This is a genomic window from Vibrio sp. 10N.247.310.17 (genome assembly GCF_041466605.1).
Classification (GTDB): Bacteria; Pseudomonadota; Gammaproteobacteria; order Enterobacterales; family Vibrionaceae; genus Vibrio; species Vibrio tasmaniensis_A.
In genome coordinates this window covers 21,637-36,186 of the sequence record NZ_JBFSTC010000049.1, presented here as the reverse complement: position 1 = coordinate 36,186, position 14,550 = coordinate 21,637, and the positions used below count along the sequence as shown (strand labels likewise).

Genomic DNA, 14,550 nt, shown 5'->3' with positions numbered 1-14,550 from the left:
CATATCACTTACTACCGTTTTTGTTTTAAGTTCCCGCTAATCCGCGATGAACCTTATTTAATATCTGAGCAGTGTCGACTGGCTCGTTAGCTTATGAAATTTAGCTATGCTGACGACGCATGTTGTCGAGAATAATACCTGTCGCCATTGCTACATTCAGAGACTCTGCGCCACCGAATGCTGGAATCGTAATCTTGTCTGTCACGAATTTAGCGGCGTGTTCACGAATACCGTGAGACTCACTGCCCATCAGTAAAATACCGTTGGCAGTAAATTCCGTCTTATGAACACTTTCACCTTCTAAGAACGCTCCGTAAACAGGCAGGTTCGCTTGCTCTAAGTATTCAGGTAAGTCTGTTTGGCTTACGTGTACTCGGCCAAAGCTGCCCATGGTCGCGCTGATCGTTTTCGGGTTGTATGGGTCTGCACAATCGCTGCTCGCAACGATATGCTTAATGCCATACCAGTCTGCTACGCGAATAATCGTACCTAGGTTGCCCGGATCAGATACACCATCCAGTGCAATCATTAACCCAGTAGCTTTTGGTAATTCAAACGTTGGGATCTCAACAACAGCAATCGCCGCATTGTTACTCACCAAAGTACTCGCTTTGGTTAGGTCATCAAGCGAGGCTTCAACACAATCAAACTCAAACAGTGACGCGTGATTTTCAGATAAGAAATCAGCCGTAGCAAAGACGTTCTTTACGACTAAGTCACTATTGAACAGCTCAAGTACGTTTTTTTCACCTTGAACTAGAAACAGGCCGTGGGCTTTACGTTGTTTCTTTTGGCCCAAAGCACGAAGGAGTTTTAATTGGTTTTTTGAAATCATGTTTTTATCCTAGATATAAGCCCGCGCATTATAGAGCAAAGGTTGGATAACCAAAAGCGTGATAACTCAATGCGATCCACTAAAAAGCAAAAGCAACCCACTTAAAAAAGAAAAGCGCACTAAATAGCGCGCTCTTATCTGATTTAATCATCTAACATTAAGCTGAACCCAAGATTAGCTGACCTGTATGATTAATATGGGGCAGGGTAGTTAAACACTGTGTTGATATCGGTAAGGATCTCTTCTGACAACGGTTTGCTGAACGCTGCTACGTTCTCTTTCAGTTGTTCCATGGTGGTTGCGCCAATAATAGTGGAGGTGACACCATCAACTTGATTACACCACGCTAAAGCTAGTTGGCTCGGTGTAAATCCGTGAGCGTTCGCAACTTCGACATATCCTTTTACGGCTTCATTGGCAGACTCAGTGTCGCGGAAAATGCCTTTACGCTGCATGTAAGTCCAACGGCTTCCTTCTGGTCTCGCACCATCAATGTATTTGCCACTCAGCATGCCCGCTGCTAACGGTGACCATGGTAGGTAGGCGACGTCTTCGTGCACACAGTTTTCAATCAAATAAGGCCAGTCTTTCGCGTGCAGCAGGCTAAATTCATTCTGAATAGAGACCATTCGCGGTAAATCATGCTTCTCACTGAGTTTAAGGTAAGTGTTAATGCCCCAAGTGGTGTCATCAGACAAACCAACATGACGGATTTTTCCGGCTTTAATGCAGCTCGCTAGTGCTTGGAGGATCTCTAGCATCTCCGCTTTATGCTGCTTTCGGTCGATATCACTGAATCGAATATGATTCGGGAAATGCTTGCCAAAGTGAGGCGTCGTTCGGTTTGGCCAATGCAGTTGGTAAAGGTCGATATAGTCCGTTTGTAAACGCGCTAGTGAAGCGTCAACCGCTGCAATTACAACTTCCCCCGTGATTGGCCCACCATCTCGAACCCAAGGCAATCCCGGACCTGCAATTTTGCTGGCGATGATGACTTCTTGGCGGCGCTGCGGATTGCGAGCTAACCAGTTACCTATGATTGCTTCCGTTTTACCGTAGGTGTCTGGAGACGGTGGTACTGCGTACATCTCTGCGGTATCGATAAAGTTAATACCTTGGCTTAGCGAGTATTCGATTTGTTGGTCAGCTTGTTGTTGCGTATTTTGCAGCCCCCAAGTCATGCTGCCAAGGCAGATTCGGGAAACGGGAATTTGACTACTTCCTAGTTTTGAGTATTCCATTAAATTCGGGGTTCCTGTAGTGAGGCTCGTTAGTGCTCGCAGTGTGGATATTGAAAAAGGGCGAGTGAGGAATGAAAACGAATATAAATTATTAGCACAAAATGGCAACACAGGGTATGGCTTGGGCAAGTTTAATGAATCATTTCTCATTGCAACAAATGAGTCTGCTTGATGATTGAGAAGCAACATACAAAAGACGCGATAGATAACAAGGTGTTAATAGATCAGGCGCCTGAATGAAGCTGCATTGGGATAGGAGAAAGGTTCAGAGACAAAAGAGCTCTACATCAACGAGAAGTAGAGCTCTTTTTTAGGGGTTCTATAAACAAGTTCTGAGTATTGATTAAGTTACGAGGTCGCGTTGGTGTCAAAACCACCTTGAGATTGCGCCTGTCTTAGAGCTTCCAGCCTTTGAACTTCTTTCTCAGTTAATACTGGTTGAAGCGTTTCCTCAGAGGCTTGAGGAGAGAAAATGAAATATTTATTAATCGTCATAACTGTGTCTCCGTGTAACGTATGACAGATTCTGCATCAAGGATAAATTGTGATCATCATCCACTTTGTACTTTTTTTAGGCTGAGATCGGAGGGCGTAGAATGCGTACAAAGCGATCGCTTATCATCCGTATGCAATGTTGAACTGACGAAACCCTCTGTTTTCAAGTATAGGAAGCGCATCTAAGTTCGCACAACAATGATTTAGAGCAATTACATACATGGTCAGGGGCGTAAGATGAAAAGCCTCGCGACTGACTCTGCGTACGTATTTGTCTAAAAATACATCGCTTATCTATCTTAATAATTAGGTCAGTAAATCAATTACTTAATCCATGGTGAGATGAATTATGGAAAAGCTTGTAGAACGTTTCCTGAATTACGTTACTTTTGATACTAAATCCGATCCTTCTAATCAGCAATGCCCAAGTTCACCGGGTCAAATTACTTTTGCTGAAGCCTTAAAGTTAGAATTGGTTGCATTAGAGTTAGTTGATGTGTCTTTAGACGAAAATGGCTATTTGATGGCGAAACTGCCGTCGAATGTCGATTATCCAGTGCCTGCGATTGGCTTTGTGGCGCATATGGATACCGCTCCTGATGCTTCAGGAGCAAATGTGAAACCACAAGTGATTAAAGATTACCAAGGTGGAACGATTGAATTAGGTGAAAGTGGCGAGAGTTTGAACCCAAGCCAATACCCAGACCTTGATTCTTTACATGGTCACGACCTTATTACGACTGACGGCACAACTCTGCTTGGTGCCGATAACAAAGCGGGCATCGCTGAAATCATCAGTGCGATTGCTTACCTGAAAGCGAATCCAGACATCAAACACGGCGACATCTGCATTGGTTTCACACCGGATGAAGAGATTGGCCGCGGTGCGAACCTGTTTGACGTTGAAAAATTTGGCGCCGAGTGGGCGTACACCATCGATGGTGGGCCAGTAGGGGAGTTGGAATTTGAGAACTTTAATGCCACGAGCGCTGATGTTATCTGTCATGGCGTGAACGTTCATCCAGGTACCGCCAAAGGTAAAATGGTGAACTCAATGAACATTGCAGCGCAATTCCAACTGATGATGCCTGCGCAAGAAACACCAGAGTGCACAGAAGGTTATGAAGGTTTTTACCACCTGAAGTCGGCTGAAATGGGTGTGGCTCGCTCTGAACTGGGATACATCATCCGTGATTTTGAACGTGAGGGTGTAGAAGCGCGTAAGGCATTCATGCAACAGAAAGTGGATGAGCTGAATGAGCGCCTAGAGAAAGGTCGTGTTGAGTTGGTGCTCACCGATAGCTACTTCAATATGAAAGAGATGGTTGAACCGCATCAACATATTATTGAATTAGCGAAGCAAGCGATGATTGAGTGCGATGTTGAGCCAATGATCAAGCCTATCCGAGGTGGTACAGACGGTGCTCGCTTATCTTTCATGGGGCTACCGTGCCCGAATATCTTTACTGGTGGCTACAACTTCCACGGTATTCATGAGTTCATTACCATTCAAGGCATGGAACAAGCGGTAGAAGTGATCGTGAAACTCTCTCAACGTACCGCTATTCACTATCAAAAATAGCCGTCTAAAACGCGATATCTCTTTGTATTTTTGAGAGTATTCATTAATACTCTCTTTAAGCATAAGGAGTACGCGATGAAAAAGTTAGTTTTACTTTGCACCCACTTAGCCGTGGGTGCTTTTGGTTTTGGGCTTGGTGTCTACGCACTACCTATCTTGATTGAGCCTGATTCTCCTTCCTCAAGTTCTGTTGAAGCGATCAGTCAGCAGGCGATCTATACAGGTGAGTTCACCAAAGACCGACAAGACAGTGACTTTTTGCATTGGGGAGAGGGCATCGTCTCTGTCTCTGAAAGTGCGATAGCTTTTGAAGGTGAATTGGCGCCGGGGCCGGATTATAAGGTTTACCTATCACCTAAGTTTATTGAAACCGAACAGGCATTCAATGACAGCAAGAGTGAGTTACTGAGAGTCGGAGATGTAAAAACATTCGACCGATTTATGGTTAACCTCCCAGAAGGTACTGATCTTAATCGATTTAATACCGTTGTGATTTGGTGTGAAACTTTTGGCCAATTTATTACTTCTGCCAAGATAAAATGATAGCCTTAGCTAGGCTAATACCAGAATGAAAACGAGCGCTCAGGAGTTGAGCGCTTTTTCATAGAAAGGATATTAGCGGCTTTCTTGTAAAGCTAACCGTTGTAAAGCTAACCGTTGTAAAGCTAACTGTTGTAATGCTAAGGATTAAGTAATGGAAAAAGTGTGGCAAGTAATTGATTTTCTACTCGCTCATAAGTTTATTTTTAGTGCGTTGATTATCACTATTATTTTAATCATTCGCCGAATCACCTTATCTCAAATAAGAGGTGATGTTGCTTTCCTTAGTGAAGACCAACGTAACTGGATGTCACGAACCAAAAACGGCACATTCGCGATTATTGTTGTAACGTTATTTGTGTTGTGGAAATCCGAAATCAGCGAATTTGCGCTGTCTGTTACCGCTATTGCGGTTGCGATAGTCGTGGCTTCAAAAGAGATCATTCTCTGTTTTACTGGCTCTATTCAGCGTGCGAGTTCTCGCTCATTTCGAATTGGTGATTGGATTGAAGTGGGCAAAATCAGCGGTGAGGTGATTGAGCACAACTTGATGGCGACTGTGATTCAAGAAATCGATTTGTATCATGGGCAATATCACTTCACTGGCAAGACTGCCACGCTGCCTAATAGCATGTTCTTCACTTATCCGGTAAAGAACCTCAACTTCATGAAGCGCTATGTTTATCATAACTTTTTTGTGACGGTGAAAGACTTTGTAAACCTATACCCTATGGTGCCGGGTCTTATCGTGAAAATTGAAGAGCATTGTGAAGAGTTTATCGATGTTGCCCGTCGTTACAATGGTGTGATTGAGAAGCACGCTGGCGTTGACCTTCCTGGCTCTGAACCGCACATTCATATCACGAGCAGCTCAACGGGTGAGCAAGAAGTCCACTTTATGATCTTCTGCCCGACAGAGAAAGCGATTCACCTTGAACAGGATATCCGTAAAGATTTCATGGAAGCTTACGCGTTGGCATTTCCCTCAAGTGACTAATACGATGCTGGAAGCTAACAAGTCCGAATAAAAAGAAAGCCGAGAGCGATAATATCGACTCTCGGCTTTTTTGTATTTGAGATCTAGACTTAGACTTTGAGACCTAGCGTTAGAGATTAATCTAGGTCAGCGAGTGGCAACCAGTCTACTTCTACACCAGCTTGCTCAAACATATCTTGGCTTATCTTGATCTTATCTCCCCAGCGAGAAAGGAAATCTTCACTTTGCTCTGGGCAATGTACCGCTGAAATTCCCGTTTGGATGATTTTTGCTGCACAGTTCGGACAAGGGAAGTGAGTGACCCAAACTTCACAACTGTCTAAATCACGTTTAGCAAACAAGATTGCATTTTCTTCAGCGTGAAGTGTCTTGAGGTATTTCATCTCGCGATCGTCAGTATCCGCACTATCAGACACGCCATGTGGGTAGCCATTAAAGCCAACTGAAACAATACGGTTGTGCTTAGTGATGACGGCGCCGACTTGAGTTGAAGGATCTTTACTCCAAGAACCGACCAATTCCGCCATTTGATAGAAACGTTTAGCCCATTTTGAAATCATGAGAATTCCTTAACAATTAAATGTGAATGCTTATCTGTCTGACAATACATGATGTTAGACAATACATGATGTTAGACAATATCCATAGAGAACAAAAGCTGAGAGGTTGATTTACTTAGAAATTGTAACGCGTTTGTAATTACTTTATAAGCACTTAGTTTCAATTAACATATTGATACACTTTGGTTCGTTATAATTGATATTCCTCGGACAATAGTAACGGGTGTGTTACGTAAATTTTATACTGTTCAAATACTAACAAGTGACGGTATAACCATGCGTAAAAAGTTGATCCTTACGGCTCTTGCAAGCTCTCTTATTCTTGCTGGATGTGGGCAAGATGCTCAAAAGGCCAAGCAAGCGCCTCTACCTCTCGTAGCTGTACAGGATGTTAGCGTTGTTTCTCACCAGCAAAGTAAGTCGTACATCGGTCGTATTGAAGCCGTTGAAGACACGGCTATTACAGCGCAGGTTTCTGGCTACCTACAAAGCCGTCATTTTAATGAAGGCCAAATGGTTGAAAAGGGTCAATTGCTTTACTCGATTGAACCCTCTTCGTTTGAAGCCGAAGTAGCAAGCGCAAAAGCGTCTGTTGCTCAAGCGAACGCGAACCTTAAAAAAGCTGAGCTTGATTTTAATCGTGGTAAAAACCTACTTCCAAAAGGCAGTATCTCTCAATCTGAATTCGATGCATTAACCGCAAACTTGTTAGGTTCTCAGGCACAGCTTGAAGCAAGTCAAGCACAGCTCAATGCAGCCAATGTTCAGCTTTCTCATACCAAAATTATTGCGCCTTTCTCTGGACGAATTAGTGACACCAAAGTGAGCACGGGTGATCTGGTTTCACCGTCTTCAGGTGTACTGACTACGTTGGTTAGCCTAGATCCAATCCATGCATCGTTCAGCATCAGTGAGCGTGAGCGTATTGAGCTGGGTATGGATCGCATCGAAGGCGACGGCAGCAGCGATTCTGCAGGTGTTGAAGTTCAGATCATGCTTGAGAATGGTGAAGCGTTCGAACATCTAGGTCAGCTTGATTTCTTGGGTAACCGTATCAACCTCAATACTGGTACGATCGCGATGCGCGCAATTGCTGATAACCCGAACCAGCAATTACTTCCAGGCCAACACGTTCGCGTTGATCTACGTGAAAAGCAATCTATTGATGTTGTGACTATTCCGCGTCGTGCGGTTCAAACCGACCTAGAAGGTGACTTTGTGATGGTATTGGTTGAAGGTGAAGCCGCACCAGTTGCTGAGCGCAGAAACATTGAGATGGGGCGACAAGTTGAAGGTGGTGTGATCGTTCATTCTGGTCTAGAGAAGAACGACGCAGTGATCACTCAAGGCCTACAGCGTGTACGTAATGGTATGTCTGTTCGTATTCAAGCTTCTGCTGAACAAGCTGAGTAAGGGGGCTATTTATGTTAAGTCGTTTCTTTATTCAAAGGCCTAAGTTTGCCCTTGTCATATCCATAATATTAACGCTGGCGGGTGCGATCTCTCTCGCTATCTTACCAGTGGCCGAATATCCAAAAATTAGCCCACCATCGGTCAGTGTGTCGGCATTCTACACGGGTGCCAGTGCTGAAGTGGTGGAACAGGCGATAGCCGACCCCATAGAGACATCGGTGAATGGCGTAGAAGATATGATCTACATGTCTTCTAAAAGTGCTAATGATGGTTCATACAACCTTAACGTGACCTTTGATGTCGGGACTGATGCTGATATGGCTCAGGTCAACGTTCAGAACCGCGTTGCTCAGATCGAATCGAAACTTCCACAAGAAGTAAGAATGGTGGGTGTAACGGTCAAGAAGCGTTCACCTGACCTATTGATGGTATTGAACTTCTACTCGCCGAACGGAGAGTACAACGACCAATTCCTTATCAATTACGTGAACTTGAACATTAAAGACCAATTGGCTCGTGTAAAGGGCATCAGTGAAGTTAACGTGTTGGGTGGTGGTGAATACGCGATGCGTGTTTGGTTAGATCCTGAAAAAATGGCTAACCTCAATATAACTACCTCTGACGTGAATCGCGCTTTGGCGGAGCAGAACGTTCAAGTCGCTGCAGGCCGTATTGGAGCTGCACCTTATAACAACGCGCAAGAAGTGCAATTCAACTTGGTAACAAAAGGCCGATTAGAAACGGCTGATGAGTTTGAAAATGTTGTGCTTCGTGCAAATCAAGACGGTTCAACGGTTTATTTAAAAGACGTTGCACGTGTTGAGCTAGGTAAAAAGTTCTACGATGGTAACGGTAAATACCGTGGTCAAGACGCTTCAATCGTAACGCTGTCACTTCAGTCAGACGCTAATGCGCTGGAAAGTGGTAAAGCAGTCATGGCGATGCTAGACAACCTAAGCAAAAATTTCCCTGAAGGCGTTGCTTACGAGGCGAGTTATGACACCACACTTTTTGTTGCTGAGTCGATTAAAGGCGTAGTTAAAACACTCATCGAAGCAATTTTGCTGGTTATCGCAGTAACGTACTTGTTCTTGGGCAGTGCCCGTGCAACCTTGATTCCGGTGGTTGCGATTCCGGTATCTTTGATTGGTACTTTTGCGGTCATGCAGATGACCGGCTTTACCATCAACACAGTAACCCTGTTTGGTTTGATTTTGGCGATAGGTATCGTAGTAGATGATGCGATCTTGGTTATCGAGAACGTAGATACCACGATGGCCAAAGATCCTACCATTTCACCGCGAAAAGCAACGCTTATCGCAATGAAAGAAGTTACGGGGCCAATTGTTACCTCAACCTTGGTTCTGTTAGCGGTATTCATCCCAGTAGCGATGCTGCCAGGTATTACAGGCATTATGTATCGTCAGTTCGCTCTGACCATCTGTATTGCGGTTGTGATCTCTTCTATTAACGCTCTAACGCTGTCACCAGCATTGTGTTCATTGGTTCTTAAGCAGGGCGGTGGTAACACAGCACGTTGGTACCAAGCGTTTAACCGTGGTCTTGAATCTGTAACCAACAAATACGGTCAAATTGCAGGCTTCCTTGTGAAAAAGGGTGTTTTGCTGTTTACCTTCTTTGTTGTGGCACTAGCAGCGGTAACTTACTTCGCGAAAACCACGTCTACGGCTTTCGTACCTCAAGAAGATAAAGGCATCTTGCTGGTTAACGTGCAGCTTCCTGACGCGGCATCGCTGTCTCGTACAGAAGATGTGACAGAGCAGTTACTAGAGATGGTTGAGCAAGAGCCGGGCGTTGATGGTGTGACACTGGTTAACGGCTATGCATTCATGACGGGCGCTTCAGCTTCGAATGGTGCGTCGATGTTCATCAAGCTCCACGATTGGGACATGCGTAACGCACTGGACGGTCAACATTCAGCGCAAGCTATCTCACAACGTATTAATGGCCGAGCGGCAACAGAACTGCCTCAGGCGATTGTATTTGCAATGGGACCTCCAGCGGTTCCGGGCATGGGTGCTGCGTCTGGTTTTGAGTTTGTTCTCGAAGATACATTAGGTCGTAGCCGCACTGATCTGGCGATGGTAATGAATGACGTGATTGCTGAGGCAAACAAACAGCCTGAGATTTCACATACCTTCAGTACCTTCCGCGCCAATGTACCTCACTACTATGTCGATATTGATCGTGAGAAAGCGCAACAGCTAGGTATTCCCCTATCGGAAATATTCCAAACGCTACAAGGCAATCTTGGGTCAATGTACGTGAATGACTTCACCATGTTTGGTAAGAATTTCCGTGTCACCATGCAAGCAGACAGTGAACACCGTAGCAGCATGGATGACCTACAACGATTCCACGTACGTTCGTCTAATGGCGAGATGATCCCGTTAAGCACATTAGTGACTTACGATCAGATCTTTGAACCAGACGTAGCATGGCGTTACAACATGTACCGCAGTGCCGTTATTCAAGGCCAACCAGCACCGGGTTACTCAAGCGGTGATGCGATTGCTGCAATGGAACGTGTTGCGGCTGATGTACTGCCGCAGGGTTATCAGTACGAATGGACAGGCATGGCTTACCAAGAAGTACTAGCAGGTAACCAAGCGATCTTTGCTTTTGCACTTGCTTTGATCTTCATCTACCTGTTTATGGTGGCTCAGTACGAGAGTTGGACAATCCCTATAGCGATTATCTTAGTGGTACCAGTTGCAACCTTAGGTTCCTTCTTAGCGTTGAACCTGACTGGTACACCGTTGAACCTCTATGCACAAATTGGTTTGGTTCTCTTGATAGCCTTGGCCGCGAAGAACGCAATTTTGATTGTGGAGTTTGCTAAGGTGGAGCGTGAAGACAAAGACGCATCAATCGAAGATGCAGCAGTGAAGGGCGGTACGCTACGTTTTCGTGCTGTGAACATGACGTCTTGGTCATTCATTTTAGGTATATTCCCGCTTATCTTTGCTGCGGGTGCTGGTCACGTGAGCCAGAACTCTCTGGGTATTTCTCTGATTGGTGGTCTGCTATGTGTGTTGTTAGCGGGTACGTTCCTAATCCCTGGCTTCTATGCATTCGTGCAACGTAAGCGTGAGAAGGCACACGGTGGCAATACCAAGTTGATTCCACTGGACGATGAATAGGGAAGTTAGTGTCTTGTAGGATGAGCCCTTTACAAGGTTTCTCCTTGGTAATTAATTTCTTGTAAAAACGAAGGCTTAGCATAGTGCTAAGCCTTTTTTATTCCACTTGTGAATAAAGAATCTGTTTATATAATTAAATGTTTATTATAAGGTAGAGTTAATACTCCAATTAAAGCTCTCCAATAAAATGGTGTTTTATTTTTAGGTTGTTGTTTTTGTTGGATATATAAGTGTTCGGCTAACACTTGTATGCTCGAAAGTATTTGCACAATAGTGTGAAGTGTTTCAAAATTACCAAGTTATATTGAAATATTTTGTGCATTGAGGTTCTTATGAAAGTCATTGATTTATTTAAACACCGAGGCGACAGCGTGTCTTCGCAACACTCAGAGTTTATGCAATGGATGTCTCCAGCTCTTAGAGATTACTGGGGAGACTTTCTGAATCGCACGCAAAATAGTCATTTCTTTGCGTGGGTTCGTGATCACCACAAACCTGCTGTCAATGAAGATGCGCCAGAGATGCCTGTCGAACCACAGATAGTACTTAAGCCAGAAGCACAGCTTGTATTTGATGAGCTTGAACAGCAGATCGGTGAAGTGATCCATACTGGTGATTGGATCAATGTAAGCCAAGACAGAATCAACCAGTTTGGCCTCGTTACTGAAGACATGCAGTGGATTCATACAGAGCCTTCTAAGGCTGAAACAGATTCTCCGTTCAAAACAACCATTGCACATGGTTTTCTGACTTTGTCTCTGCTTCCTCGACTGACAGACAGTGTTGATCCTGACAAATCTCAATTCCCAACGGCGAAGATGGTTGTAAACATTGGCCTTAACCAAGTACGTTTCCCATACCCTGTAAAATCGGGCAGTAACGTTCGCGCTAAAAGTACGCTAACAAAAGTAACGCCAATTAAGAAAGGCCTAGAGATTGAACGCGAAATTCGCGTAGAAATCGAAGGTATCCGTCGTCCTGGTGCTGTGATTGTTTCGGTGATTCAACTTCACTTCTAGAGCTTTTTTATAAGTAGAATTGCTTTTAGCGAAGATTATAGATTCAAAAAAAAGAGAGAGCTTAAGGCTCTCTCTTTTTGTTTTTGTCTATCAAGGCGATATCATCAGCATCCTAACAACATCACAAAAGTCGTTATCTTACTTGATACGCGTGTAGTTACTTAATGTGTTTGTAGCTACTTAATGCGTTTATAGTTACTTGATGCGCGTGTAACCGTACTCTTCGATAAGATCTTGCCCTTGTTTTGACTTCACGAACTTAATGAAATCTTTGCTCTCGTCAGAAACTGATTCAGTTTTGTGCAGCAATAAGAATGGGCGAGCCAATTCATAACTGTGGTTGGCGATGTTCTTAGATGTCGGCTCAACGCCTTCAAATGTGATTGCTTTGATCGAACGGTCGATAGAGCCAACAGAGATGAATCCAATCGCATGTGGGTTATGGTTAACAATCGTTTTTACCATGCTGTTGCTGTTTACAACCAAGTTATTTGGGTTGATGTCAGACACTAGACGGTCGTTAATGATTTTTGTCAAACCAAGTAAGCTCTCGAAGCTGTAACGTGAACCAGAAGAAGCTTCACGAGTTACAACTGCGATAGGTTGATCCGCACCACCTATGGCTTTCCAGTTTGTGATTTTTCCTTTGTAGATATCGAATAGCTGTTCACGTGTAACGTTGCTTACACCGTTTGAACGGTTAGTTACGACGGCTAGGCCGTCAAAGGCAATTGGAAATACCTTCAATTTTTCGCCCTGTTCGCGGTCAGTTAAGTAACGCGAGCTCATACCAATATCAGCGACACCTTTATTGACCATGGTAATACCCGCTGTAGAACCGATGCCCTGAACAGCAATATAGTTATCAGGGTGAGTCTTGTTGTACTCCTCAGCCAATACATCCATCACACGTGATACCGAAGTGGAGCCCGAAATATTGGTTTCTTGTGCAAAAGCAGCATGAGAAGACAGGGCTAAGGATAAAAGAGAGGCAAGCGCGACTCGTAACATAAACAACTCCTAGTTAATAACATTTGGTGGCTATGATAGGTCGGTTATATGACAATTTTGTGAAATTCTATCCGCTCAATGTGTCGCTATTAGCTTGATGAGTGAAAGCGAGTTGGGTTTACAAAAACAGGATTCGTTTCTGGAAGCAGGACGGGTATTTTGTTTGCGCTAGTTCGCTAAAATGTTGGTTGAGTCCTAAGCTAAATAAAGGAATTCACTACTTAGAAGTTTCTATGAAGTTACAAGGGGTGTTATGTCCGTCATTCATATCGAACTGAATCGTCTTTTAATTGGAGCTGAGAAGCTCTGTACATCTCGAAATCGCAATTTACCTGTCGAGCTAGGCAAATCCCTTTATGAAGAGTGTGAGGGTGGTGTGCTGTTTTCTCAGGCTCATTATCTGCTCGACTCATCTCATAGCGATTACACAAATGAGATCGTCTGCGTTAGTTTTGATGAGTCACTGTCATGTTGGTTGGTAATGGTGCCGCTAGAAGGTGATGTAGAAACCGATTCAGTAAATTGGGGGCCTTATCCTTACTTACCTCAATCGAAGGATCTTGATGCTATTTTGTCTGAAATAGAAAAAGACCCTAAATCGTACTTCTGGTCGTGATTATTCTGTTGAGATGTTTGCGAGGGGCTTGATACCTAAAACGAACAACCTTTTTTTAACTCACCACATTACAACCTATCTGAGTCACTAAAACAGTCTACGTTAATAAAGCTTATCTGCGTCAGTAATACGATCTATGTTACTAAAACTATCTGCATCACTATAAATGATGGATGTCACTTCAAATTATGCCAATAAGATTGCGTAGTTATACCAATCACAGTGAGTAAGTGATCAGTGATTTTCTACGATTGGTATTAATAAGATTGTGAAACCAAAGACCGGAAATCTTTTGGTGTTTTGCCGTGATAGGTTTTAAAGGCAGTACTAAAATGCGCCGCACTTTTAAATCCGGATTCATAAGCAATTTGAGTAATCGATTTGTTCGATGTTCTGAGCTGTGTGGCTGCGTGGGCGATCCGCTTTATCTTCAAGAGGTTTGAAAACGAAAGGTCTTCCGCCGATAAACGGCGTTTAAGTGTGGCTGGTGACATCCCCATATAGCTGGCTAGGGTGTCGAGTGAGATATTATTTTCTATGTTCTGTTCAATGTAATGGATGACCTTTTGTGTCACCGTCAATCTAGAAATTCGGCTAATAATCGCTAATAGTTCCGGATACTGCTCGACCATTAAAGACAGTAAACCTAAGCCTAGTTGGGTGAGTGCGTAATCATTCTGAGTCGATGAATTGGCCAGAGACATGATGAGCTCTTTCAATTGGCATATTTCGGTATCCGTTTGATTGAACTTAATGTACTTATCTGGAGTTTGAGTGGATTCTAAATCACTGAACTGATTTATGAACTTTTGGAAAATTGCCAAATCAAAATCTAAGCAAATCGCACTAAACTCACCATTTTCAGTGTCGACCGTGATGTCTTTAATCTGACCAGAATTGTAAAGCGTGAAATCTCCCGCTTTTAACGAGGCTTGGGTGCCATTAGGCAGCATAAAAGATATGCTTCCTTTCGATACCATAAAGATACCGTTTTTAGAGGCGGGGTAGCGTTCGCGTTTCCTGGGAATAAAGTTTCTGAATTGAGTGACCGTGATTGATGGCATAGTGAGCTTCTTT

General features: G+C 43.8%; 13 protein-coding genes. 7 read left to right on the top strand and 6 right to left on the bottom strand.

Going from position 1 to position 14,550, the window contains the following annotated elements:
* Positions 1–100: 100 nt before the first annotated feature.
* The 3 genes from AB6D80_RS14375 to AB6D80_RS14365 all read right to left on the bottom strand — a co-directional run bounded on the left by AB6D80_RS14375 (position 101) and on the right by AB6D80_RS14365 (position 2,571).
* Positions 101–835 carry an RNA methyltransferase gene (locus AB6D80_RS14375; protein WP_009844781.1) on the bottom strand — a complete coding sequence of 245 codons (735 nt, stop codon included), beginning with the start codon at positions 833–835 and terminating at the stop codon, positions 101–103.
* 191 nt (positions 836–1,026) lie between these two features.
* Complete coding sequence (locus AB6D80_RS14370) at positions 1,027–2,076, bottom strand: aldo/keto reductase (protein ID WP_372188881.1); 1,050 nt, start codon at positions 2,074–2,076, stop codon at positions 1,027–1,029.
* Positions 2,077–2,424: 348 nt separating this feature from the next.
* Positions 2,425–2,571, bottom strand: coding sequence for a hypothetical protein (locus AB6D80_RS14365; protein ID WP_372188879.1), 147 nt, complete (start codon positions 2,569–2,571; stop codon positions 2,425–2,427).
* Between the two features lie 349 nt (positions 2,572–2,920).
* On the opposite strand from AB6D80_RS14365, the gene pepT reads away from it, so the two are divergent.
* From pepT to AB6D80_RS14350, 3 genes are all read left to right on the top strand, one after another.
* Entirely contained in the window at positions 2,921–4,153 is a 1,233-nt protein-coding gene (gene pepT / locus AB6D80_RS14360) for a peptidase T (protein WP_017099788.1), read from the top strand.
* 75 nt (positions 4,154–4,228) lie between these two features.
* The gene (locus AB6D80_RS14355; protein ID WP_017098691.1) at positions 4,229–4,696 is read left to right on the top strand and encodes a DM13 domain-containing protein; all 468 of its coding nucleotides are present in this window, start codon (positions 4,229–4,231) and stop codon (positions 4,694–4,696) included.
* 151 nt (positions 4,697–4,847) lie between these two features.
* A complete protein-coding gene (locus AB6D80_RS14350) occupies positions 4,848–5,690 on the top strand; it encodes a mechanosensitive ion channel family protein (RefSeq protein WP_012600992.1) in 843 nt (280 codons plus the stop codon).
* A 116-nt stretch (positions 5,691–5,806) separates the two neighbouring features.
* Here the strand turns inward: AB6D80_RS14350 and AB6D80_RS14345 are convergent, their stop codons facing one another.
* A complete protein-coding gene (locus AB6D80_RS14345; protein WP_004731749.1) occupies positions 5,807–6,250 on the bottom strand; it encodes a dCMP deaminase family protein in 444 nt (147 codons plus the stop codon).
* Between the two features lie 276 nt (positions 6,251–6,526).
* Here AB6D80_RS14345 and AB6D80_RS14340 point away from each other — a divergent pair, with 276 nt between their 5' ends.
* The 3 genes from AB6D80_RS14340 (at position 6,527) to AB6D80_RS14330 (ending at position 11,846) form a co-directional block, all read left to right on the top strand.
* Positions 6,527–7,663 carry an efflux RND transporter periplasmic adaptor subunit gene (locus tag AB6D80_RS14340; protein WP_371710698.1) on the top strand — a complete coding sequence of 379 codons (1,137 nt, stop codon included), beginning with the start codon at positions 6,527–6,529 and terminating at the stop codon, positions 7,661–7,663.
* A gap of 11 nt (positions 7,664–7,674) precedes the next feature.
* Positions 7,675–10,827 carry an efflux RND transporter permease subunit gene (locus AB6D80_RS14335; RefSeq protein WP_371710699.1) on the top strand — a complete coding sequence of 1,051 codons (3,153 nt, stop codon included), beginning with the start codon at positions 7,675–7,677 and terminating at the stop codon, positions 10,825–10,827.
* 332 nt (positions 10,828–11,159) lie between these two features.
* Positions 11,160–11,846, top strand: a complete 687-nt coding sequence (locus tag AB6D80_RS14330; RefSeq protein WP_009844790.1) for a MaoC family dehydratase — start codon at positions 11,160–11,162, stop codon at positions 11,844–11,846.
* A 195-nt stretch (positions 11,847–12,041) separates the two neighbouring features.
* Here AB6D80_RS14330 and AB6D80_RS14325 read toward each other — a convergent pair whose 3' ends face one another.
* Positions 12,042–12,857, bottom strand: a complete 816-nt coding sequence (locus tag AB6D80_RS14325; protein ID WP_009844791.1) for a phosphate ABC transporter substrate-binding protein — start codon at positions 12,855–12,857, stop codon at positions 12,042–12,044.
* Between the two features lie 253 nt (positions 12,858–13,110).
* Between AB6D80_RS14325 and AB6D80_RS14320 the strand changes: the two genes are divergently transcribed.
* Complete coding sequence (locus tag AB6D80_RS14320) at positions 13,111–13,473, top strand: DUF3024 domain-containing protein (RefSeq protein ID WP_371701875.1); 363 nt, start codon at positions 13,111–13,113, stop codon at positions 13,471–13,473.
* Between the two features lie 257 nt (positions 13,474–13,730).
* Here AB6D80_RS14320 and AB6D80_RS14315 read toward each other — a convergent pair whose 3' ends face one another.
* On the bottom strand, positions 13,731–14,537 hold the full coding sequence (locus AB6D80_RS14315) for an AraC family transcriptional regulator (RefSeq protein WP_017099793.1): 807 nt from the start codon (positions 14,535–14,537) through the stop codon (positions 13,731–13,733).
* Between the last annotated feature and the right edge of the window lie 13 nt (positions 14,538–14,550).